The organism is Ruegeria sp. F5 (assembly GCF_056533845.1).
Genome location: NZ_JBQFOU010000035.1, coordinates 1 through 23,383, shown reverse-complemented (window position 1 = coordinate 23,383; position 23,383 = coordinate 1). Strand labels below are relative to the sequence as shown.

Annotated in this window: 20 protein-coding genes and 1 pseudogene; 10 read left to right on the top strand and 11 right to left on the bottom strand. The window is 53.7% G+C overall.

The annotated features are described in order from the left end of the window. Positions 1-272: GNAT family N-acetyltransferase (locus ACR0K1_RS24680; protein WP_480852194.1), on the top strand; the 272-nt coding region annotated here is incomplete at its 5' end. Positions 273-376: 104 nt separating this feature from the next. Next, a complete protein-coding gene (locus tag ACR0K1_RS24675; protein WP_480852193.1) occupies positions 377-1,189 on the top strand; it encodes a class I SAM-dependent methyltransferase in 813 nt (270 codons plus the stop codon). 135 nt (positions 1,190-1,324) lie between these two features. Here the strand turns inward: ACR0K1_RS24675 and ACR0K1_RS24670 are convergent, their stop codons facing one another. Further along, positions 1,325-2,095, bottom strand: a complete 771-nt coding sequence (locus ACR0K1_RS24670; RefSeq protein WP_480852192.1) for an ankyrin repeat domain-containing protein — start codon at positions 2,093-2,095, stop codon at positions 1,325-1,327. A gap of 540 nt (positions 2,096-2,635) precedes the next feature. Here ACR0K1_RS24670 and ACR0K1_RS24665 point away from each other — a divergent pair. The 4 genes from ACR0K1_RS24665 to ACR0K1_RS24650 all read left to right on the top strand — a co-directional run bounded on the left by ACR0K1_RS24665 (position 2,636) and on the right by ACR0K1_RS24650 (position 6,788). Continuing rightward, positions 2,636-3,532, top strand: coding sequence for a sulfotransferase domain-containing protein (locus ACR0K1_RS24665; protein ID WP_480612420.1), 897 nt, complete (start codon positions 2,636-2,638; stop codon positions 3,530-3,532). A gap of 279 nt (positions 3,533-3,811) precedes the next feature. Further along, complete coding sequence (locus ACR0K1_RS24660) at positions 3,812-4,822, top strand: GlxA family transcriptional regulator (RefSeq protein WP_480852191.1); 1,011 nt, start codon at positions 3,812-3,814, stop codon at positions 4,820-4,822. 893 nt (positions 4,823-5,715) lie between these two features. Next, positions 5,716-6,264, top strand: a complete 549-nt coding sequence (locus tag ACR0K1_RS24655; RefSeq protein ID WP_480612422.1) for an amino acid synthesis family protein — start codon at positions 5,716-5,718, stop codon at positions 6,262-6,264. An 80-nt stretch (positions 6,265-6,344) separates the two neighbouring features. Continuing rightward, positions 6,345-6,788, top strand: a complete 444-nt coding sequence (locus ACR0K1_RS24650) for an ester cyclase (RefSeq protein WP_480852190.1) — start codon at positions 6,345-6,347, stop codon at positions 6,786-6,788. Between the two features lie 23 nt (positions 6,789-6,811). On the opposite strand, the gene ACR0K1_RS24645 is transcribed toward ACR0K1_RS24650, so the two are convergent. The 6 genes from ACR0K1_RS24645 to ACR0K1_RS24620 form a co-directional block, all read right to left on the bottom strand. Then, complete coding sequence (locus ACR0K1_RS24645) at positions 6,812-8,875, bottom strand: adenylate/guanylate cyclase domain-containing protein (protein ID WP_480612423.1); 2,064 nt, start codon at positions 8,873-8,875, stop codon at positions 6,812-6,814. Between the two features lie 23 nt (positions 8,876-8,898). Then, positions 8,899-10,224, bottom strand: coding sequence for an extracellular solute-binding protein (locus ACR0K1_RS24640; RefSeq protein WP_480612424.1), 1,326 nt, complete (start codon positions 10,222-10,224; stop codon positions 8,899-8,901). A gap of 326 nt (positions 10,225-10,550) precedes the next feature. Continuing rightward, positions 10,551-12,434 (bottom strand): amidohydrolase family protein, encoded by a 1,884-nt coding sequence (locus ACR0K1_RS24635; RefSeq protein WP_480852189.1) that lies wholly within the window; start codon positions 12,432-12,434, stop codon positions 10,551-10,553. A gap of 70 nt (positions 12,435-12,504) precedes the next feature. Continuing rightward, on the bottom strand, positions 12,505-13,362 hold the full coding sequence (locus tag ACR0K1_RS24630; RefSeq protein ID WP_480852188.1) for a carbohydrate porin: 858 nt from the start codon (positions 13,360-13,362) through the stop codon (positions 12,505-12,507). Between the two features lie 314 nt (positions 13,363-13,676). Further along, positions 13,677-14,444: a DUF3299 domain-containing protein gene (locus ACR0K1_RS24625; protein WP_480852187.1), complete on the bottom strand. Its 768-nt coding sequence runs from the start codon at positions 14,442-14,444 to the stop codon at positions 13,677-13,679. Between the two features lie 26 nt (positions 14,445-14,470). Beyond that, a complete protein-coding gene (locus ACR0K1_RS24620) occupies positions 14,471-16,021 on the bottom strand; it encodes an amidohydrolase family protein (RefSeq protein WP_480852186.1) in 1,551 nt (516 codons plus the stop codon). On the opposite strand from ACR0K1_RS24620, the gene ACR0K1_RS24615 reads away from it, so the two are divergent. Next, the gene (locus ACR0K1_RS24615) at positions 16,011-17,015 is read left to right on the top strand and encodes an AraC family transcriptional regulator (RefSeq protein WP_480612429.1); all 1,005 of its coding nucleotides are present in this window, start codon (positions 16,011-16,013) and stop codon (positions 17,013-17,015) included. The two genes, ACR0K1_RS24620 and ACR0K1_RS24615, sit on opposite strands and share 11 nt — an antisense overlap. Before the next feature lie 449 nt (positions 17,016-17,464). Here ACR0K1_RS24615 and ACR0K1_RS24610 read toward each other — a convergent pair whose 3' ends face one another. After that, a complete protein-coding gene (locus tag ACR0K1_RS24610; RefSeq protein WP_480852185.1) occupies positions 17,465-17,782 on the bottom strand; it encodes a permease in 318 nt (105 codons plus the stop codon). Between the two features lie 30 nt (positions 17,783-17,812). Continuing rightward, positions 17,813-18,487, bottom strand: a complete 675-nt coding sequence (locus ACR0K1_RS24605; RefSeq protein ID WP_480852184.1) for a permease — start codon at positions 18,485-18,487, stop codon at positions 17,813-17,815. Positions 18,488-18,560: 73 nt separating this feature from the next. Here ACR0K1_RS24605 and ACR0K1_RS24600 point away from each other — a divergent pair, with 73 nt between their 5' ends. Next, positions 18,561-19,430: a LysR substrate-binding domain-containing protein gene (locus ACR0K1_RS24600; RefSeq protein ID WP_480852183.1), complete on the top strand. Its 870-nt coding sequence runs from the start codon at positions 18,561-18,563 to the stop codon at positions 19,428-19,430. A 248-nt stretch (positions 19,431-19,678) separates the two neighbouring features. Here the strand turns inward: ACR0K1_RS24600 and ACR0K1_RS24595 are convergent, their stop codons facing one another. Then, positions 19,679-20,425, bottom strand: coding sequence for an SDR family NAD(P)-dependent oxidoreductase (locus ACR0K1_RS24595; RefSeq protein WP_480852182.1), 747 nt, complete (start codon positions 20,423-20,425; stop codon positions 19,679-19,681). Positions 20,426-20,607: 182 nt separating this feature from the next. Continuing rightward, positions 20,608-21,417: a class I SAM-dependent methyltransferase gene (locus ACR0K1_RS24590; RefSeq protein ID WP_480612433.1), complete on the bottom strand. Its 810-nt coding sequence runs from the start codon at positions 21,415-21,417 to the stop codon at positions 20,608-20,610. Positions 21,418-21,533: 116 nt separating this feature from the next. Between ACR0K1_RS24590 and ACR0K1_RS24585 the strand changes: the two genes are divergently transcribed. Together ACR0K1_RS24585 and ACR0K1_RS24580 are read left to right on the top strand one after the other, a co-directional pair. Next, entirely contained in the window at positions 21,534-22,577 is a 1,044-nt protein-coding gene (locus ACR0K1_RS24585) for a GlxA family transcriptional regulator (RefSeq protein ID WP_480612434.1), read from the top strand. Positions 22,578-22,648: 71 nt separating this feature from the next. Further along, positions 22,649-23,002 (top strand): annotated as a pseudogene (locus ACR0K1_RS24580) (DDE-type integrase/transposase/recombinase); the annotation flags it as partial. Positions 23,003-23,383 lie beyond the last annotated feature (381 nt).

The following is a 23,383-nucleotide window of genomic DNA, read 5'->3' as shown; positions in this document are numbered from 1 at the left end:
ACGACCATCATTTCTATGATCTTCCGACGGGTTCGCGAGGAATTGATCAGTTCATTGGCGAATTGAACATGACTGGAAAAGGGTATGGACCACGCTTCATAACCCAAAGGCTCAAAACACTTTTTGAGGAGGGTGCACCAGTGATCGCCACTGATCCACACCCGAGCAATGTCCGAGCGATTGCTGCATACAAAAAAACAGGTTTCAAGGAATTGCGCCCTGCTGAGGAAACTCCTTGGGGCTTGGTTCTTCCTATGGTCGTGTACCCTTAGCCGGGAATACCCCACCGTCCGCTTCGAGCCCGAAGTGACCAACCAATGAAACTGTGCTATGAATTTATCTTTTTAGTTCAAGACCTAGTTGGGGAGCGTTCGTAATGTCATCCAAAGACAAGAATTTCACTGGGTCGATACCTGATGTTTACGACGAATATCTCGTTCCACTGATTTTTGAACCATATGCTGACGACATCGCGAAGAGGGTTGCAAATTTGAGCCCGAAAGATGTTCTTGAAACTGCTGCTGGTAGCGGTGTCGTCACCCGCGCTTTGGCACCGTTGCTGAATGAATCCACCCGCTATGTTGTCACGGATCTCAACCAGCCGATGTTGGACAGAGCGGCGAGCCAACAGCCATCTTCGGATCAAATTGAGTGGTGGCAGGCTGACGCACTGCAACTACCTTTTGACGCGGGGACATTCGACGTCGTTTGTTGCCAATTTGGTGTGATGTTTTTCCCTGATAAGATAGCAGGCTATCGGGAAGCTCTACGCGTCTTGAGGGAAGATGGTTGCTTTATTTTCAACGTCTGGGATCAGATAGAGCAAAATGAATTTGCTCAAAGCGTAACGGCGACCGTGTCACGGTTTTTTCCCGATGATCCGCCTGTGTTTTTGGCAAGAACACCTCACGGGCACGGGAACATTACTGCTATTGTCAGCGACCTTGGCAAAGCAGGATTTAGCCATGTGGATACATTCACTATTTCTGAACGAAGCCGTGCTAGTAGCTCGATGGTTCCTGCGTTGGCCTATTGCCAAGGAACTCCGCTCAGGAACGAGTTGGAAGAACGTGCGGCAGGGTTGCTAGATGAAATCACTGAAGCGGCGGCGGCTGATATTGAGAAATCCTTTGGTGTTGGCTCGATATCTGGCCGTATTCAAGGGCACGTTTTCGTCGCAAAGGCATAACAATTCTATTGTCCACTTCGTTCCGGGGGCGGCTTTAAACTGAAATTTGAGCAACGAATGCATCGAACATGATTTCACCGGTTCTAAAGCTAAGAACGGATGGCCGAATGCAGCCAACGCGAAGAAAATAGGTAACTATTCGTTGAAGGGTATTCCGAGTGACTCAAAAAGAGCGGTCATTTCGGGATTTGTATGTGAGAGGAACACTGGAGTATTCCAGTATTCCGAATTCGCAAACGGATCTGCCCCTTTTGAAACAAGCAATTCAACCATTTCGAACTGAGAGTAGTAAACTGCGAGGTGTAGTGAGGTGGTACCATCGTCCTGCGCCATATCAACGGGAATGCCTTCTTCCAAAAAGACTTTCATAACGTCGGTGGAACTTTCTTTCGCTGCCCACTGAATTGGGTACGTTCCGAGTATATCTCCAGCCGTGGCCTCGGAGTTTGCCCCACTTTCCAAAAGAAAACGAGCAATATCGGCATGATTGGACTGTGCAGCAAGGTGTAGCGGTGTCCCCGCCATGTCAGTTCCAGCCTCGATGTGAGCGCCCGCCCTTACGAGGAATTTAACTACGTCGAAATGTCCCGCAGAACTCGCCAATTGCAGCGGCGTCAATCTGTCCGGAGGATTCGCTTCGAGATCGACGATCGCGCCTGCTTCTACAAGTTTAGAGGTAACCTTGAGATGCCCTCGCGCAGCGGCCCAGTGCAGAGCGCCACCAACCACCGCATCCAACTCATTAAGATCGTATCCTTCAGTTATCAAAATGGCTAATTTGTCCAAGTCCCCCTTGCGCGCAGCTTTGTGCAACTCGCCCGCGGTTGCAGGACAAACAATAAGAACAAGAGCAAAAGTCGCAGACAACCAGGATTTACACGTGTGGGAACCATTCAGGTCAAACATGACTTCGGCAACTCCAAACCTCGTTCAGCCCATTGCTGGCATTCTAATGCCCGGCAAAGAGTTGATGAAGCAAATTGATCACGAAGAGTGTTCTCTGTGCCGACGCCGAAGCAAGATCGCCGGCAACAAGAAAGCCTATTCAGGGCTCCGGTCGATCGAATGTTGCGAGATACTTGGGATGCTCGATTCAATTGTCGTTATGGTAGTCGAACGGACGTTGCTCAACATACCGTGTGTCATCCCACAACAATAGAAGGCTTTATCCGCATAACCGAACTTGATGCGGTCTGAACCGACCCTATGACCTACTGATACTGTCAGATGACCGCTCCGAGCCCATTTTGACCGATGCTGTGTGTTGTATGAGCAGCGGCTTCTGGAACCTTCGCAACAACAACCACCAAAGTCTGCGGCTCGGATATTGCTGCCAATGGTTCGCGCATCTGAAATTGGATATCTGACCGGTCTCGACAAATAGCTATCATGCGTTACGCCGAATATGGTTAGCTACTCTTAAACACTGTGGCTCAGGAGGCCGAGATGACAGCCGTGCTGACAGAAAAACTTCGCGACTATCTCGGACCTGTAACCAACACGGATATTTGGGATGAGTTCAACTTACGCCCGAACGATATCATCGTGAATACGCCGCCCAAGTGTGGCACTACATGGACGCTGAACATAGTGATGATGCTAATTCATGGCCGCGTGGTTCCAGAAGCTGGTAACAGAGAGGACGCCCCATGGTTGGATGCCGCGTTCCGCGACCGGAAGGCGATTGCCGCATCCCAGTCCAATCTTGAGCGCCGCCGCTGTATCAAGACTCACACGCCGATGGACGGGATCGCCTATGGAGCGGAACCCACCTATATCGTCGTCTACCGCCATCCCGTGGACGTGCATTTTTCGTTCCGTAGCCACGTTGAAAACATGAAGGACAACAGTGGCTTGATTGGTATGTTCCCTCCGGACATTCGAGCAGGGTATGATCGTTTCCTAGATAGTCCACTTACCGATACGGGTACTGACGATTTGACTGTCTCGTCGATTGTTCATCACTATATGCAAGCCAAGACGCGCCAACCAAAAGGGAATGTACATTTTTTTCACTATGCTGATCTAAGCCGCGATCTGCACGGACAGATTGCGCGTCTGGCAGACATTCTCGAAATCTGTGTGTCACTGAAGACCTTAGATGAATTGGCAGAGGCCAATACATTCGCCAGCATGCGCAAGGCCGTTGAAGCCAGTGAAATGCGGTTTCATGAAAGCTCACCTTTTCACGACCAAGCAAGCTTCTTTGCATCCGGTACGTCAAACAAGTGGGAAGGCCGTCTGACGCCCGAGGATATTGGTCGCTACTCAAGCCTCTGTGCTTCGCTCCTGTCGCCGGAGGATGCGGCGTGGCTGAACTGGGGTGATCAACGCAAGCCTTAGCGTCATTTTGGCTTAAAGCCGCCGTTCGCTACTCTGCCTGCGATGGTCAGAACAGCGCCATAGTTGCGCTTAGCGGACACTAGCCCAACAGCAGCTTTGTCCGCATTGCAACCTTTGCGCGTTGGCGGCGGCGATGACGGCTATGCGGACAAATCGGCCGTTTGATCTGTGCTTACTAAAGTCCGCCTTACGCGTTTTGAGAGAATCCCGAACTTGCGGACAAAAGTTGACTTCAATATGCTTTTGTCTCCATGAATTGAGTTCTGGTTTGGAGCATTTGTGCCACAGGAAAGCACCGACATCGAAGAGGGCATGTCAACCTGCCAGACCAATGGCCATCAGACCCCACATTTCTTTCACTTTGTTCTGCTGGAAGGATTTTCTTCTCTCTCACTCAACTCAGCGCTCGAGACGCTCCAGAACGCGAACCTTGTTGCAGGTCGCACCCTTTATGGCTGGCAGTTTTGTGGCCTTACCAGCGATCCGGTTGTTTCAAGCATAGGTGTTGCAACTGAGGTCAGCGCAAAGTTGAGTGACGTGAGCGCCGCAGAAGATATCGTCATTGTATCCGGTGAGAACGTCTTTGATCTGGATGTTAGGACGTTGAAGGTTTGGGCGGGTCGCATGGCACGCGGTTCGACCCGTGTGACCGGACTAGGTACAGGTGCTATCGCGATGGCCAAAGCCGGGTTGTTGGGAAGTGCTCCGGCAGCTCTTCATGCCTGGTACCGCAAAGGATTTTCGGAGCAGTTTCCAAATGTTGAATTGAGCAATCGAACGCATGTTTTTGAAGGCTTACGGTGTTCCAGCTCCGGTGGTGTATCCGGCATAGATTTGTTTCTGGACTTCGTAGCACTCGAACACGGAGAAAAGTTTGCTGATCTGGTCTCTGAGGCGATGTGTTACACGCCTTTGCGGCAAATTCAAAAATCGATTGATATCGCGACACCCAATAGTTTGACCATTCTTCATCCTATTGTCTCAAAAGTCATTGCCGAGATGGAACGCACAGTTGAGGAACCTGCATCTCCTGCGCAACTCGCGCAGAATGCCAACATTTCCACGCGTCAACTTGAACGGCTTTTCAAGCGCTACCTTGGTGCATCGCCAAAGCGGCATTTCATGCGACTGAGGCTGCGCGAGGCTTACCGGCTTCTGGTGCAATCCCGCATTCCGATTACCGAGGTCGCTCTTGCAACTGGATTTTCTTCGACCAGTCATTTTTCCAAATGTTTTCGTGCAGAGTTTAAGCGTACTCCGCACGAATTGAGGGGAAAACAGGCTACTTGAGCTTTGACGTTCGGAGCAGATGAATAACCGTTGGCGTTCCCAATCACATCGCTAAAAACGGACATCGATGCGAAACGTGGCGTCCGGTTGCCTGGATTGGAAGCAGACAATCCGGAATTCACAATGACTAGGCGACGTCCGCTCTGCGGACAAAGCTGCCGTTCTTGTCGATCGAGTTCAGTTTTTCGGCCGAGTGAGCGGCAGCAAAGGTTTTATTGAGTTTGCAATTGATGCTCTGATAGTCGGTTGCGGCAGCAGAGACGTCTTTTGTGTTAATTCGAACCTCCAAACAATCCCAAGTGAACGACCAATGCACTCTGCGCGACGTCGATGAAATCGCCCTCCGAAATCGCCCAGACCTGCTCTGCACGCCCTGTACCTTTCGGTAGCACGTTCTCCCGAGTCCTTATCGTTTAACATCATGACAACAGCTCGATACCCATATTTCTCACCACGAATACACTCCTCGAGGCTCTCATCCGTCGTACCTTTGTACCAAGTGCATTCCGTGAGGATGAAGGATTCAATCTTTGGCGGAACGGAAATATTGCCATCTGGCCATGCTAATTCGCACGCCCACGCGGGAGCAGCACCTAAGACGGCAACCAATAATATGTGTGATGCGCGCATTAACTTACCCCCCCCAGGAAAAAGATGTACTCAATTTGTACCACAAACCCGCGTTATTGTAGAACTCGATCACCGGCGACTGATCGCATTCGAAGGTCAACTTGGGTTCGCCACCAACCAATTACGCGTACCCCAGAGAGTGACCACTTCGAGCCCGAAGCAGACTTCAGAAAGTATCAATCGATGTATAAAGGGCAAAATTCGAAGTCGACGCGCGGCCGATTTGTCCGCAGTATGCCTCAACGAGGGAAATGGGGGCATTCATGGTCGAGGCGCGCAAAATTGTAATAGTGCGAGAGCACATAACGTCCGATGCCTTTGGCGTGCAATGTGATGAGGTGTGCCGCGTTGCGGCCGCTGCAGTTTTTCGAAACCCAATGGCAGGCCGTTTCGAAGCAGACCTCGCACCACTTTTTGAGATCGGGGCGGAACTTGGGCAACACCTCGCTGAACAAGCCGTTTCGCAGCTTAAAGGAGCACCAGTATCTTATGGGAAGGCCGCGATTGTTGGGGTTTCCGGAGATATGGAGCATGGTGGCGCAGTCATACATCCCAGACTTGGCGCTCCGATGCGAGCCGCTGCCGATGGGGGCGACGCCGTCATTCCATCCAACGTAAAGATTGGAGCGGCTGGAACTTCAATCGATTTGCCGCTTGGCCACAAAGACAACCCCTGGTCCTTCGATCATTTCGATACAATGACGCTTTGTGTGCCGGATGGGCCGCGTCCCGAAGAAATAGTCATGTTTTTGGCATATGCAGATTGCGGTCGCCCCATCCCGAGATGCGGAAGTGGGCCCATCAAAACGTAGAAGTTCCTTTAGCCACTCAATTCCCATGAGAGGTCTTCGAATTGTCGGTGTAAGTGCGTGTGCACACTGCCCACACTTAAATGAGAGGTATCAAAGCAATGCACCCCACGGAGAAAATAGTTCGGCAGTTTCACGAGTCCTGGGATATGCGTGACCCCGACCGAGGCGCAGCCGTAATTTCTGAGGATTGCGACTTTGAGGACATCGCGCGTGGCGAGAAACTTGCCGGAAAGGAAGCGTACAAAGCAGACTACCACCGCTGGCGCGAGGCTTTCCCCGATGGGCTGTGCAAGGTTGAGAATGTCGTAGTCAGCCAATGCGGCGAGTGGGCTACTGTCGAGTTCCGAAACACGGGCACGCACACTGGTACGCTGCGCTCAAGCCTTGGAGATTTCCCGCCAACTGGAAGGCGGGCCGAAGTCCGCTATTGCTCGGTGATGCGTGTTAAGGACGGGAAGGTGGTTGAGGGACGTGACTACTATGACAGCGCCACCATTGCGCGACAACTTGGACTGGTCGAATAGGACGCTAAGCCTGCTTGGTTCGGTCAGTTATTCCCGTTCAGCAGAATAAGTAGATGTTTGATTTCCTTTATCGCTTGAGCGCGGTCATCGTGTGATATCTTTTTCATCTCTAATGTGACGCTTAGACCGTCTCGGGAAATCGTGTGCATTGGCTCTACGACCGTCTCGTCGATAGCAGGCAGATCTACAAGATAGTTTCTAACCGGTTTATCAAAGCCCTTCACGATCCTAGGTTCCGACTCTGTTGCGTTGAACTGGTCACGAACCAGAGAAAATGTCTCATGCGCGATCGCAATTCTCCCTGGTTCAGCCAGTGTTTGAAGCCGAGCGGCAAGGTTCACTTCATTGCCGATGATCGTGTAGTCCATTCGGTCTTCGCTGCCGAAGTTTCCCACCGTACAGTAACCTGTGTTGACGCCAATCCGCATCCTGAAGGGTTTCTCGATACCCAAGTCCCTCCATTGGCGCTCAAGTTCTTTTCCTCGTAACTGCATTTCAACCGCGGTCCGCACGCACGCAGCGGCATCTTTGCGAACACCAAGCGTTTCGGGGTCTCCGAAAAACATCATGATCTCATCACCGATGTACTTATCGATCGTGGCCCCGTTACGGAGTGCGATCTGCGACATTTCGGTCAGGTAGTTGTTCAGCAGATTGGTGAGTTCTTCGGATTCGAGTGTGTCGGCGGTTTCAGTGAAGCCAACGATGTCGGCGAACAAAACAGACAGTTTCTTTCGCTTACTCGCTATTTCCACTGTTTGCTGGCCGCTGAAAATAGAAGAATAAATCTGCGGTGAAAGGTATTTGGACAACTGCGCCGATAACCCTTCGAGGGTCGCGTTTTTCCGGGACACCATTTCAGTAGCCTCCTCGGCGCGCTGTTTCGCTTCAAGCAAGGCTAATTCGGATTTTTTCTGCTCTGTCATGTCAGCGTAAATTGCCACGGTTCCGCCATCACTTGTTTTGTGTTCCGTAACCTCTATCCATCGATCGGGCATGTGTCGTTGAATAAAAGGACCTACCGGGTCCTTGTGACGGCGGAGCCGATCATCAATCCAGCCTTCCTCTCGATCGATCGCATCGATGATCTGACCCGAACGCGCTGCCGCCTCAACGACATCCTTGAAGAAGGTGCCTGGTTTGAGAGCTTCGTTGGTGTTTGGCTGTACAAGATCTTGATAGCGCCGGTTGGACAGGATGAGGCGATCCTCACTGTCGTAAAGAGAAAACCCTTCCGCGATGCTCTCGATGGCATCGATGAGCCGCTGCCGTGCTTCAGCTACTTGGCGCAGATTTTTTTCCTCAACTTCCACTGCCGTATCTCTGAATACTTTGAGTGCCTTTGCCATTTCAGAGATTTCGTCTCTTGCTTTGGATTCGGGCACAAATGCACGCAGGTCACCACTAGCGATGGACAACATAGAGCGGCTCAAACTACTCAAGCGTGCAACAAAATGACGATCAACGACCAGCCAGGTGAAGACCAGCAGCATAACAACTGTAAGAACACCAATGGCGATGCCAGCTATGATCGGTCGATTGTGGATTTCCCGCTCGCGGTCTACAGCGATTTGTAAGTCCGCACGCAAACCAACAGTGAGTTCGTCTAGCGCACGTGACAAAGAAACAAGAGCTGCATCAAGAAATATCGCTCTTTCCAGCAAGGTATCCATATCTGCCGCATCCACCGAAAGTGCCGCTGTTGTTGCTTCCAACTCGCTACGGACGCGGTCAAAAGCTGCTAGAACTGCCGCCTCTGAGTCACTGGCACGTTGATCTGTTACGCCCACACCAATAGCCCTTATTCGCTCACTCAGCAGTTCGAATCCGACTCGGAATGGTTGGACATCATCGCTCTGTACTGCGCCATCGGTCATAAAGGAGACAGGCAATTGTTTTGCTTCAGCGCGCAGATCGGTAACCAGGTCAACAGCAGCGAAGCTGTTTTCAATGGTCTCATGCGCAGATGAAATGAAATTCACCGCGTGCTGCAATTCGCGAATGAAGACGTTTACAAGCAGGATTTGCAAAATAAGAAGCGCGACCGGAACTGTAATAGCAAGAAGTAGCTTGTTCCGAATGCGCATGGGCCTAACCTTTTGTGATTGGGTTAAATTTTACCTGCTTCGCGCCACTTGTCGAAAATTGGTGCAATGGCGGCGCCAGCCAGATCCATTGCCTCTTGAGGTGTGGCACCTCCTTTTGCCACGCGCGCAAACATTTCAGGAATAATACGGCGGTTTAGCACCTCGTCGGTCGCTGCATTGGAGTGCCCGGGAAATCCGAGGTTTGTAAGGGTGTCGGGCACATCTGAGAGAACGTCGTACCGTCTGCTTGCTTTGGATGCGTCATGGATCAGTTCGCCAAGATCGGGAACGGCACCCGGAAAAGTTGGCATGTTCTGGAACCCACTTTTGGCAAGGCCATCCTGGAATGAACCGATGTAATCTAGGAGAAATTTTTGTGCGCCATCGATGTTACGAGCGAAGCGCCAAATAACAAACGTATTTGTGGCAAACGCGGGGCCACCCCGCCCAGATGGTCCACCGGGCAATTTTGCCAACGTTAGATAAGGCTCTACAGGCAAGCGTTTTGCCTCTGCTGCTCGAACCACAGACATCGTATCAATGGTTAAACTCGCGGCTCCGGACAACATCGCTTGATTATTGGATGCAGATGTCCAATTGAGGACTTCCGGTGACATCGTTTCTTCATAAAGAGCTTTGCCAAATTTCAGAACCTCAAGGGTATTTGGGGAGACCAGTGAAGGGCGCCCGTCCTCATTTTGAACAAACGATCCGAAAGCCGCCATCAATGCCCGCAGGCTGTGGTCCGCATTATGTTCAGGCGCTAAACTGAGTCCCAAAGGAGCTTCGTGGAGCAGTTTCGCTGCGCGCCCCGCTTTTCTGATGTTGTCCCAATTGTCCGGGATAGTTCCTACCGCGCTCCAGACGTCACTTCGGTATGTGACGAGCGTAGGCGCATAACTTTCCGCAAAGCCATGGTAGCGTCCCGTGCGCGGATTAACGATGCTCTGGTGCACAAATTCGAGAGCTTCGCCAAATCGCTTTTCACATTCGATGTGAATGTCTTTGTGATCGATCGTATAATCTTCCAGCGATGGCCGTGGTGAAAGAAAGAGCACCAGATCGTGCCCCTCACCAGCTTTCACTTCTTCCGCTGCAAGCCGGTCGATTTCGCCAAGGCCCACATTCGATACCATGACTTCTGTGTCGTTCTCGCGCGACCACTTGTCGACAAACTCGTCGTTGAACCATACTTCGTATGCTGGGACAAAATTTTTCCAACGCATGATACGCAGCACTTTCTGCGACGCAATCGCCTTGGATGACAACAGAGCAGGCGCAACAAGACCAGCGCCACAAAAAACACTTAAACCGGAAATGATGTCTCTTCGGTTCTTCAATGGTTTCAAGACCTGCTTTCAGAATTATCTGAACGTTTGGTTCAGCGCGCATCGGATTTCGCGCTTTCCTGTTCGCGATAGCCATTCAATGAACTTTGTGAATTGTAATGCAGTGTCGGCCACGTTGTCTATCGACGCCCTTGAACGCGCACAACGCCACCTCTCGTGAAATTCGACGCAAACAGAACATGTCTGTTTTGGGCTCGGAGCGGCCATTCATCGCGGTCGATGCAAGCGACTGCTATGCGGATAAAGCTGCCGTAAGCTGACTGGTTGCGGATGACCGGTTTCAGCCTAAAACAAAGCTTCGTTTCTCGATGCTTGGTCTCTGCAAGTCAGTTTGCTCTGCGTTGTTCCGACTGATTAGGCATAGAACCTCCCGTTTTTGACATCATAGCCTTCGCATAGTCGCGTTTTGCTTGCGCAGGGTCCTCGAAGCGAGCATGCACGACGCAAAAGAAAAGAGCACCGTCACTAAGACCGTGGCGAGGTGTAAACCAATCAAAGGGTTCGGTCGGCTCTACCGATGCAGTCTGTTTGGCTGGTGAAGTGGCAGGTGCGACACTGGCTTCACTATTTGTAATGTCATCTAGCAGTGTTGGACGGGCAGTGCCGGTATCCGGTGTGAGAATACCCATGATCTGCTCGCGGCCAGCAAGAACGAAACGCCCTTGTTCTTCGACCGGAAACCGGATCGGCTGTCCCGCATAAACATCGCGCTGCACTTCACTTTTTTTTACAACGATGGTTCCGTTAACGAGCACATACGGAATGCCATCTGACGGAAGACCTTGCTGACCGAGAGTATAGTTCGCCTTTTCGGTCACAGTCTCCGGATTAAAAATAGTGATGTCCGCGACCATGCCTTCTTGCATTCGCCCACGCACCTGCATTACTCGCAAGCCTGTGTCACCTAATCGCTTAGCGTGGATGTAACTTAGCTGGGTGAGTGTGAGCATAAGAGGAACATTCGCTTCGCGGGCCAGTCTCAAGACAAGCGCGTGGCTGCCTGCTGACCGAGGATGCCCAGCATAGTCTTCGTATGGAGCATCCCAACTCATCAAGTTGCCCTCGATGTCTAGCCCGGCCATACCGTCGCCCGAGATGCCATAGCCCGCGATGGTGATCCAATCATTCAGCCATTGCTCCCTTGGCGGGCTGAAAACAATTGCCGTCCGTCCTGGTTCATTCTCAGCAAAGCTCAAAAACTCGTCTTTTGTAACGAAGCGATCAAGTTGGGGGTCAAAGATGGTGTCTTCGTATTTGTACCCCATTGAGCCTTCCCAATTTTCGGGGGCAATTATCGAGGCTCCGTAGTTTCCTGATCCAGCGGTCCAAGGATAGTAACTAGACCAGACGTTGTAGCCTTGATCGCGGGCCATCTGGAGTTTTTCCTGATTTTCCCACCACCCATAATCATTGTCGTGATGAATGTGCAGCGGTGCGCCAAGCACCATCGCGTTGACCAAAATCTCATTTACACCCGTCTGTGTTTCTGTCGGTGTCGAAGCGCTGGGGTGAAATCGGTGATGGACAGAGGTCAATCTACCATAACGCGCCGCAGCCCGCTGTGCCTCGAACAACTCATAGGTCGTGATGCCTTCACGTGCATAGCCGATGGTCGATCCGACGCCGAGGGCCCCAAGACGCAGTCCCTCATCAAGCTGCGCAGTGATTTCGTTCATCTGCTCACGGTTGCTTGGTACAGAAGACCATCCTTCAACACCGTCCTCCACGGATTGTGCCCTCAATGCGAAAAAGTTCCGGAAGTCTATGTCCCCACCTTCCAGCACAAGGCCGTCATGCACCCGCATCCGTGCGAATTCTTGCCCAACGACCGTGCCATAGTTTGCCTGCGTCGCGGCTTCGCGCGCTCCATACCATTCATCGATGTTCGCCGCCCCAACCTCGAAGTCCATTTGAGTCGTAACGCCATCACGAAGGTTTACCTTGATACCCCAAGGGTCCAGCCCATGCTGTTCGAGATCGATAAACCCGGGAGCCACAACGTGCCTTGTCGCGTCAATGACCTCGCTACCGTCAATTTCATCGTCAGTAATCGCAGTGATCCAGCCGTCGCTTATTCCAACGTTAGCGATCTGGTCGAACCCGGTTTCCGGGTCCATTACCCGACCGTTGAGTATGACGACGTCGTAAGTTTGCGCGAAGCACACAGTCGAACAAACAGACAACGTGCCTGCCAAAAACAAGGTACGCATGTAAAAGATCCTCCCTTTAATCGACAAAACTGAATGTTTCGCTATTTTTGGCGTCTACCTTCGAACCATCTCAGAAAACGATCCGGGTTCTTAGGCCGAACAGCGTAATGCTATTCTGAGTGGGGTTCAGCAGCGGGTCAGAAATGTACTGCAGGGACGGCGTGATCTGCAGTCCGGGTGAGATTGAAAACCGGTAGAATGCTTCCAGCGTGAACTGATCGCCATCTATGCCTCGGGCCTCGGCCCAGTTCAGGCCCAGGCCGGCCAGATCGGTATTGCGACCATAGTAGCCCAGACCGGCAGAAACCGACCGGTCGTAAAGCGCGGCGGTCCCTTTTGAGGCCCCTGCCCGAAAGAATGGCATCCACTTATTGTCAACAAACCATGCGGCAGAAAACGCAGCGCCGTAGTCTTCTGCTCGACTACTATCTTCGGCCGCATCCGCATGCCAGAGGGTCAGATGGACATTGTCGAAATAGATGCGATCAAAGCCGGACGTGTACCCAAGTTCGAGTGTTTTGAAGAGATTGCCGTCGCTGAACACATCAAAGTTTGGATCAGACGGATCGGCATTTGCGTCTGCAACGCTCGCGACAGCGTAGAAGTTTTCGCTCAGCTTGATCCCACCGGCAATGCCAAGACCCGGGTTGGGCGCGTTGAGTGTCGGGTTGGTGTTGAATGACAGGTTTTGGAAGCCACTATAGGGACTGACCAGTCCAAAGATGTCCACAAAGTCCGTCACATCAATCTGGCCGATTTGCAACGTCCAAGCGCCGCTCTCGGCCCTTTGGGTCCAGAACAGGTTGGTCAGCAGTAATCCATTGTCGTTAAAGGCTGTGCCGGTGATCGAAAGCGCCCCGCCATCCAGCCCAAGGAACTGCGGGGCCACATCGGTATAGCTGTGCCGGTCTTCGATCTTGAATGTCACAGAGCCCCGTTCATTCGCCTGCCAATTCCCGTAGAAACGCGCAATTCCGCTAGCCGCTTCGCCGGTTCCCAGATCAGCATTCGTGGTTTGGCCTAGCGCCAGGTAATCAATATTGAACCGAAACCCGCCCCCAGCCAACCGGTCTTTCCACTCAAACCAACCCGGTGCGATGTTGCGTGGAAAGTCGGAACGATATTGTGGGTCGGCCAATCCATCTCCGGGGGCAAGATCAGCTTCGACCGAAGAGGGCCCAGACAGTCCTTGCGCCGACGCTGCGCCAGCAAAGGCAATACTCAATGTAGCAACCAGAAGTCTTACCATTCAGACGCCTTTGCCCCACCGGTCTTGCGATCTCCCGCTGCCCGGATGCGATCGGCGGCACGCTGCTTCCATTCCAGCCTGTCTGCTTCGGTTTCAAGAGTTTCGATACGTTCCGTCTCCAACTGGAAAGTCGCATTCATTGGCATGAGGCCGTCCACAACCATCATATTCTGAACAGAAGGATCGATGGTCAGCATGCCCGTCAGCCGAACGGGTTCATGGAAATAGCGGGGCGCCCAGTCCCCGTTCAACCGCACACGGATCATTTGGTTGGGCGAAGGTGGCGGCATATGACTGCACATCCCGCGTTCCGGAACCAAATACGCGACAGGCCGCCCGTCCGGATCATTCGGAGCAGGAATGGCAAAGCCCGCCAGTGTGATTGTTTGTCCGTCGAATTGTGGGTTTCCGTTTGTCCCTGCCTTTCTTCGACGTTCCATCACAACTTCGCGCTGATCGAGCAGCCAGTCGACATCAATTCCATTAGTTGCCAAGGCATCCTCAGTCTCGGTCAAAAGCATTTGCCACTTTTGCCGCTGTTCTTCGCTGCCACCATCCTGCTGCAGCCTGCCGCGCAGCCGCACGACATAGAGGACATCGTCAAATTGTTCGGGACTTAGATCGCGATAGGGGTCCTCATAAACCTGCACAGACGGGTCTGGCAGGTCGGCCCAATCTAATGCGGTTTCAGGCGTCGCCAGCGCAGAATGCCCACACCAAATGAACCCTGCGAATATTACCCCGCGAAACCAATGGTGCATAAATTCTCTCCGGCTACTTAGACAGGTCAATTCAGTGTGTTTTTGTAGACAACGCCATCTTTCATGATCAGTCGAATCGTATCAGGGCTTTCTGGCCTCGGGCCGGCACCGAACCACTGATCACCCGTACCAACCACCGAGAAATCCTCGAGCGGGTTACCGTCGATCAGCAGGATATCCGCATAGGCGCCTTCTTCGATCACACCCAGTTTCCCAGCGGTATACGGGTTCATGAAGTCACCTGACAAAGCGACCACCTCGCCACCTGTCGATGTCAGCGTGACCATGGATGTGTAGGGCCCGAAAAACTCGTTGTTCAGGTGCTTTTCGTAGGCAATCTGGATATTGCACGCCTCAACCGAACCAACGCAGTCGGTCTGAAACCCTCGCTTCACAGGGCATTCCTTCATGTTCTCGATATAGCCTGCAAAGGTGGCCGAGGCAGACTTGGCTTTGGCAAGGCTCGACGGGACGTTTGCCACTGCCGGAATATCGAGCAGTCCGGGATCGAAGGCCGTCAGGTTGGTGGTGATGTACGCCCCTTTTTCGTTCATGACCTGGGCAATTTCACAGTCAAACGAGAAGCCGTGTTCGATGGACATGACGCCTGCATCAAGCGCACTCAGGATCGCTTCCTTACGATACGAATGCGCCATGACGTAGCTGCCATACTCATTAGCCACTTGCACGGCGGCCCTGATTTCCTCAGGCGATCCGGCTAGTAGCTGCCATGGGTCAAAAGCCGAAACCACACCGCCGGATTGCATGAACTTCAACTGGGTCGCACCCATGCGGAAGTTGTTACGCGCAAATCTGTAAACGTCGTCCACACCGCTTACCTCCTGCGCCAAGTTCAGACGGCTCATGTTGGTCTCTGAACCCGGTGGAGCGGTGAAATTCGCGAAGTCAGCGTGACCGCCGCGCGTTCCGATAAATGCACCGGAAGGAAAGTAGCGCGGTCCGTCAATTTGGCCTGCGTCAATTGCGCGGCGTAACCCGCCATTGGCCCCACCCGCATCCCTGACTGTGGTGAAACCCTGCATCAAATACATCTCGGCCATCCGTGCACCGTGAATGGCAAAATCTTCCCACGTTGTGTTGGCCTCCATCGCGGGCAAGGTCGGCCCCATCAGCATGAGGTGCGCGTGCAGTTCGATAAACCCGGGAGTCAGTGTCCGCCCCTCTCCGTCAATGACCGTGGCATTGGGGGCATCAATCGCATCGGTTGAGACGGCCTTGATCAGGTTGCCCTCGACCAGAACGCTGGCATTTTCGATACGCTGTTCATTCACACCGTCGAAGACATGCACGTTGGTAAACAGTGTTTGGGGTTCCTCCTGATCCTGAGCTTGCGCTGAGATTCCAAAAGAGAGACCTGCAGCGACAATTGCCGCCGAGCAAAGAGACATTCGCAGACCGGACATAAGTACTCCCTTCATATTCATGTTTTGCCAACTGTAGTCCGGAAAGTTTTGCCTCGGTTGCCACTTTTGAATTAGGATGTTCGAATGTGATTGTAAAAATGGCCACTGAATAAAACTGCTAATCTTAACAAGAGTGACGAGCTTGCCTTTCAACTCCACCTCCCGAGAGCATAGCGAGGGCTTTATTCGCCTCTCCTTAGCTGCTCCGTTTCTGCAATATCTCACCGAACGTAAGATCAATCCGCAACCAGCATTGGATCAAGTCGGCTTGAAAGCCGAACTGTTGTCTGACCCATCCGTGTTCGTTCACTCAGAGTTGGTCTACGGTCTGGTGAATGCCTTCTCAGAAGTGTCAGGGGATCGATACCTTGGACTGAATGTAGGGGAGACGTTTGACCTGCAAGAGTGGCCTCCGTTCGCTCAAGCCCTGCAGACTACAAAAACACTATTCGAGTTTTTTACCCGATTTGTCGGGCTTGTGCCTCAGGAGTCCAATTCTGTTCGGCACAGCCTTATCATTGAAGCGGACAAAGCGACTTATCGTATCGATAGACAACAGGAACCAACTGTCCCACCCATACAGGTAACCGGTTTTGGTGCCGCAATCTATGTACGCCTATTGCAGACCGTCGTCGGCGATTCCTGGGACCCTTCGCGTGTGCGATGGGAAAGCAGATACATCAATGGTCTGCCTATCGACTACAAAGGGATCGAAGTTGGCGTGGGAACCGATCCCGGAATGCAAATCAGTTTTCCTGTGGAATGGTTGTTTTTGCATCATGTCTCTGAGGGCTCTGCCAAACCCATAGGCTCGCCTCGACAAGATGAAGAGGTATCCGTGGTGGCAGCTTTGCGATCTGTCTTACGCGACAAACTAGATGAAACCGATTTGGGACCAAATGTGGTGGCTGGATTGCTGGGAATACAGCAGGAGAGGTTTGTGAAAGCGCTTCAGCAACAAGGCACAACGCTACCCCGTGAAATCAAACGGCTGCGTGTCGATATCGCCAAGGAGCACCTAAAAGAAGACCGGATGACCATTGCGGAGATTGGTCTGATTCTTGGCTATTCCGACAAGTCCCATTTCACTCGCTTTTTCCGAGGTCAAACCGGAATGACACCGACCAAGTTCCGCCTTGGCGCGTAATTAAGTTGCAAATACTTGGACTGGTTATCCACGGCTTAACAAGTGCGGGCCGATAAGAATTTGAAACACATTTTTTGGAGCCCCAATCCAAGGATCGCAACGAGACAATTGCCCCCATACCGCACCATGTTCAACCCAGTTTGCCGAGAAGCAGACAAACAAGCACGATGAACTGGCTGTTGACGAGTTCTCCCCTGTGGACTCCTACTACAAGCTCGAGGCCGTGAAGGTGTCGGCAGATGCTGTGGCGGAGTTCTTCAATAAGTGAACCAACAAGGCAGAAGTCTCAGATTAGCCTCTGCCGAATTACCGATAAGCGGACATTGTTCTTCAGCGCAGCATCAAGCAGTTTGGGGCTCTGAGCAGTCGTCCGCTGCGCCAGCCACGAATAGCGGCATCCGGACCATTTTGCCGTTCACTGAACGTCTGCATCCCGTTAACGCTGAATCTCAGACGATCCACCCAAAGACATACCCCGCCCCGAGTGACCCCAGAACTGCAAGCAGCAGATAGAGCATGAACGGTTGCAATTTGAGCACCGGTGCGATGGCCATAGCACCCCAGATGCTTACCGCGCCGCCCGAAACAAGGAACGCCATCGCTGCCCCTGCGGACATGCCGTTGTCGATCAACCCTCGTGTCAGCGGGAGCGCAGCGTAACCGTCGATATAGGCCGGGGCACCGACGAAGACAGCGGCGGGTATGGCCCACCATTTGTCTTCGCCAACATATGCGGCCAGTGCGCCCGGTGTAAGGGCCGCGTTCAAGGAATACTCCGCGGCAAATGCCGGAATCAGTCAAATCAGGATAAGCCGCGTGGTTGCCCAGACCTGTTTTCTGAAAGCACGACGACGCGCCTCAGACCGCCAGACCCAAGGATCAAAGGCCTGATCTTCACCGCATCGTACAGCACTTAGCTGGCGCGCCAGGCCATTGTCCCGAAGCGCATTCTCGGCCCAGGGCATCTTGACGAACAGGCCGGTGACCGCGCCGCCGAATAGACCCAATCCGAAAGCGGCAAGCATCTTGCCAATCGCAAAGCTCAGACCAAGGGTCGCCGCTGTTGTCGCGAGCATTGCGGGGTCCGTTATCGGAGAGGACAGCCAGAAGGCCATGATCGGAGCGAGTGGTACGCCCGCAGCTAGTAGTCCGGCCATCAAAGGCAGAACGGTCACACCGCATACGGGCGTGATGGCTCCAATGAGCGAGGCTGCCAGAACCGTCCTCAGTGTCCTTCCCTCGAAGGCACCAGCGATGTGGGTGTCCGCGCCGCTTGCGATGATCCAGGCTGCAAGCACGATGCCCGGAATGACGATGGGGGCCACGACAATCAGGCCCCATAGGACAAACTTTGCTGCGTTTGCGGTGTGTTCCGGCCAGGCAAGACAGACGCCTGCCAGCAGCAGCAAAGACACGCCCCACACCAGGGGTTTCCGGTTAGGTGGTTGGTGGGCAACTGTCTGATTTGACATGGGGTACTCCTCTGACCTTGAAAAATAGTGCGGCACAAGGCATCTGTGAAACGCATAGTTTCAATTTCCGATATTGGAAAAACTGATGGAAAATCTGGATAGCGATCTTCTGCGAACCTTCGTCGCCGTGGCTGATGCCGGAAGCGTCACGGACGGTGCTGCCCGCATCCACCGGTCGCAATCTGCGACAAGTCTTCAAATCAAGCGCCTCGAGGCGATCCTGGGTCAGCCGGTCTTTGACAGGCATGGTCGCGGGGTGGTCTTGAGCGAAACGGGACGAAAGCTATTTACAGTCGCGCAGGAGGTGACGGCACGTCTCGACGCGGCGCTACTAGAGATTTCACAGAACACAGTAAGCGGCAAACTGCGTTTGGGCATACCCGACGATCACGGGCGCGCCAGACTTGCGGCGATCATTGCGACCTTTGCCCGTCAACATCCGAAAGTCGAACTGGATGTCACCTGCGCCTTGAGTACAAGTTTTCCAGAAGCCCTCGATAAAGGGGCGCTGGACCTTGCGGTCTATGAGGTCGAAAGCCCGTCCAGTCACGAGGAGGTTGTTTATGAAGACCCGACATGTTGGGTTTCGTCGGCGCACCGGCACTTTCGGGCCGATGAAAGCCTTCCAGTGGCCTTGTTCGATCATGCGTGTTGGTGGCGCGACGCGGCGGTCATTTCATTGCAAGCCCGCGGAAAACCATATCGCGTTGTCTACTCTAGCCAAAGCGTCTCTGGTGTGATTGCAGCAGTAGAAGCCGGGATCGCAGTGGGTCTTCTCAGTCGCTCCTCGCTGCACGGCAGTCTATCGGTGGTGAACGATGCATTGGGCCTTGGAAACACGCCTGCGTCCAAGCTGGTGATGGCATCCAGCAAGCCAAAAGAACAAGGGCCTCAGGACGCTATGAAGGCCGCGATCCGAGCCGCATTTTTCGCCAACCCATGAAAAAGCCGACCTTGGCTGCGCGCTGTCAAATGGGCAGGTCGGGCTCGTTGATGACGTTCTCTGTGGGGCGTTTCGACTGGCGGTAAGAGCCCTGAACTGCCCTTGATCGCACGACTGATTTTGCCAGCGAAGCACGTCGAGAAACGCAGAAACCGGACGTTGGACTTCCCTGGCTGGACTGGCGAATTTGCGGGACAAAGCCACCCTGAATTGAGTGGCAGGTTAGCTTCTCGATACTGAGTGGGGAACTATCGGAAGGTCAGGCCCCCGTCGATGACCAGCGTCTGCCCGGTGACCGTCTCCGCCCTGCAAAAGGTCAGCGCCTGCTCAGCCACGTCCTCGATGGAAGTGGTCTTCTTAAGTGTCGCCGCCTCGCGCCACGTCGAAACGAAGCTTTCCGGCGCCCCGCCACTCATGACCGTGTTTTCCATCAAACCCGGCGCTACGCAGTTAACACGCACTTCCGGCGCCAGCGTGGACGCAAGGAACCGGTTCAGGCCCGAGACGGCGGCCTTCGTCGGTTGAAAGGCCCGGTCGGCGCCCCAAGTCCCGTGTTCGATAGTCGAGCCGAAATTGACGATTGCGCCCCGTGCGGCGCGCAGATGCGGTGCAGCGGCTCGGGAGGCGAGAAAAGGACCGCGGAAATTGATGTCGCTGATGCGGTCCCAGGTTTCTGGGTCGTAGGCGACGAGATCGCCCGCCGGCGGCCCCCCGGCCGCGCCGGCGGCGTTCATCAGGATCGCGAGGCCGCCCAGTGCCTCTGACGCCTGCGCTACACCTGCTTCGACCGAGGCTGGGTCGCGCAGGTCGAGCCGAACGGCAACCGCTCGGCGTCCGCGCTTTTTGACTGCGTCACAGGCCTCGGCTACGCGACCCTCGCCGCTGCTCCAGCCTACGGCGACGTCGGCGCTGGCCTCCGCGAGTCTTTCTACCAATCGGCGGCCCAGGCCTCCGCTGCCGCCGACGACGAGAGCTGGCTTTCCTGCGATAGCCATGTCGTGCGTTCCTTGTCCTTGAGTCGGGTTGCTGCAACTCTGTTCTGTGCTGCCATCCTCAGATCGCATGCATGACTAACTAAGGCGAGTGCCGGCAATGCGGACTGAGCGATTGTCGAGAGTTGAACAACCTCCACCTACTCATACTCGCCGCGAGCATAGGTCGAAAGATCATCATGGATCTAGGCACCTCGGACGGCAGTCGCTGCTATGGCGGGCATCGGAACGTGGTATTCCTCGCCATCGAGAAAATCCTTTAACTGGGCATCCCAAGAGGAGTAGATTTCTTTCAGGACGTATTCATTCTGCTTGTCGAGAATAACAGCCGCCCTTGCAGCGAAATTTCGGAAATGATTGGCGAACTGTCCTTTTGGAGCTTTGAAGACCAGTGGAACTCGGGCGCTTGAAAACTCCCTAAAACCAGCCGCTTCTAGTTGCTCTCGCATGGTATCTTCCGAAGAAAGAGCGAATGGGGGCGGTGACGCAGGGACGACGGACATGTCCGCAATGCTCTGCATCGTGCCAAAGACGATCCGGAACAACGGTGACTGTGGCGGTCCAATCCAATGGCTGAGTGCTACTCGCCCACCGGGTTTCAAAACGCGCGCAATCTCGTTAAACATGGTTTCTGGGCTGCCCACATGCATAATCCCAAACGAGCAAATCACAGCATCGAAGTCAGCATCATTTTTTGGTATCGACTCGGCATCACCGGTTACAAAGCGTGCTGCGGGGAAAGCGCTTTGCGCCACCTTGACCATCGACGCAGATACATCAACGCCCTCGGCGTCAGCGCCAAGTGCGATTGCTGCGCCCGCAGCCCTTCCGGTGCCGCAGCAAAGGTCCAGAATACGTTTGCCTGGGGCCAATTCGGCCATCGCCAGAAGCGTCGGAATCGCGCCGGTCGTCACCCGCCCGGTGAATTCGTCATAGGCAGCAGCGCGGGCGTCCCATCCCTCTTTTTCTGCAAACTTGAAAGCTTCGTAGGTCATGATTTTCCTCGCGTGCTTTTGTAGTCTGCTCCAAACTGGTGGACGAAAAACGCATTTGTCAGGGTCGAACCGGCCACAAGAGGGCCAAATCGGCCATCGGATTCGAAGAGGAGAGTATGAAAATGACAACCAGGGATTTCATCGCTGAACCTCTGCGGATCGACATCCTTGCGGCCGAGAGTTGCCGGGGCGCCATTCTCTACGGCATCTATGATTTGCTGACGTCAGTAGGGTCTGCGTGGTCCTACCTCACCGAGGGCGCGCCCACTCCGCCAATGACACGAGTTAGGATCGTCGCCAGAGCCAAGGAGCCATTCCGCTGCATAAGCCGCGTCCCAGTGGCACCTGACGCGACGCTTGAAGAAGCAGACGACGCAGAGATCATCTGCCTGCCAAACTTCAGGATCGGTATGATGACCCCGCCGAAGGAGGTTTTGGGGCCGGAGATCGACTGGATCGTCGAGCGACATTCGGCAGGCGCGCGCCTGGCAACGGCATGCTCTGGCTCGGCGCTCTTGGCGGACGCCGGGCTCCTCGACGGTCAAGAGGCGACGGCGCACTGGTCCATGGCTGAGGTTTTTGAGAAGCGTTATCCGCGCGTGGCTTTCTGTCCGGACCGCACGCTTACTTTTGCAGGAGAGGGAGACTGTATCGTGATGTCAGGAGGTATGGCATCCTGGCAGGACCTCGCGCTTTACCTGATTGCGCGCTACATCGGTCCGGAGCACGCAGCGAAATCAGCGCGGTTCTATTGTGTCGATCCAAAACCCGACGGCCAAAGACACTACGCAGCTCCCAAGAGAAGGTCGCAGAGCGAGGACGCAGTCATTCAGGAATGCCAGACTTGGCTCGCCGATGCTTATGGAAAGCGTGACGCAGTAGCGCGGATGATCTCTCGCTCTGGCCTCCCGCGACGTACGTTCGACCGACGCTTCCGCGCGGCAACGGGCTACAGCCCCAAAGACTATGTGCAGTCGCTTAGGGTCGAGGAGGCCAAGCAATTTCTGGAGATGGACGACCACAGTGTCGAAGCTGTCTCAGAGGCCGTCGGGTATTCAGATTCCCGAGCGTTCCGGCGCCTGTTCAAAAAGATGACTGGTCTCAGCCCTGCTGAGTATCGACGACGATTTTCCAGCAGAGGCTTTCTTTCGGCTCGCTGAGGCCTCTTTGGCAACGCCAGCTAAGGGCTCGGTGCGGTCATTCAATCCGATCTTACGAACGACCAATCGCGGCTGCAGCATTGAAATTACTCAAGAAATTGATGAAGCGGCATGGTTGCGCCAAAGAGATCGTTGCCGACCGCATTGAATCCTATAAGGCTGTGCACAGAATATTGGGCGCGCTCGAAATACAACAGACGGGAAGGTGGCTCAACAACCATGTCGAAAATTCGCACCTGTCGTTTCGACGACGCGAACGCGCGATGCAGCGTTTCAGGCGCATGCGAAGTATACAGAAATTTACCTCCGTCCATTCCTCCGTCTACAACCATTTGAACCAGGAAAGATCGCTAGCCAGCCGAGACACCTTCAAGCTGACCCGGGCCGCTGCTCTCAGCGAGTGGCGTCAACTTTTTTCCGGATAGGTTCGCGGTTTCTGCGGCAAACTGAGGCTGGTTCGAATTAGTCTGACAGCACCCTCGCGCCGCCGTTGCCGCTTGCGCAAATCTGGTCGCAATGGTTTGCGTAGAGCTAGACGAGGACATTGGACAATTTGCAGAGCATCGTTTTGTTAGCTTGCTTTTTGGGCTGGGGCTGAACAGCTTGGGTTCGAGATCCAATTTTTCATCTAGTTGATGAGAGCAGCTTCGATGCGGCGGATAAACGGGCGAGAAGGACTTGGTTTGTATCTTCTGTCAGCAAGCTCGGGGAAAACCTCAATTAACTCCTGATATACTTGTAGATCTGCATTGAGTATGTGTTCACCTGCGTAAAAGCTTTCGAGTAGGGCATTTTCGCAGTTTACG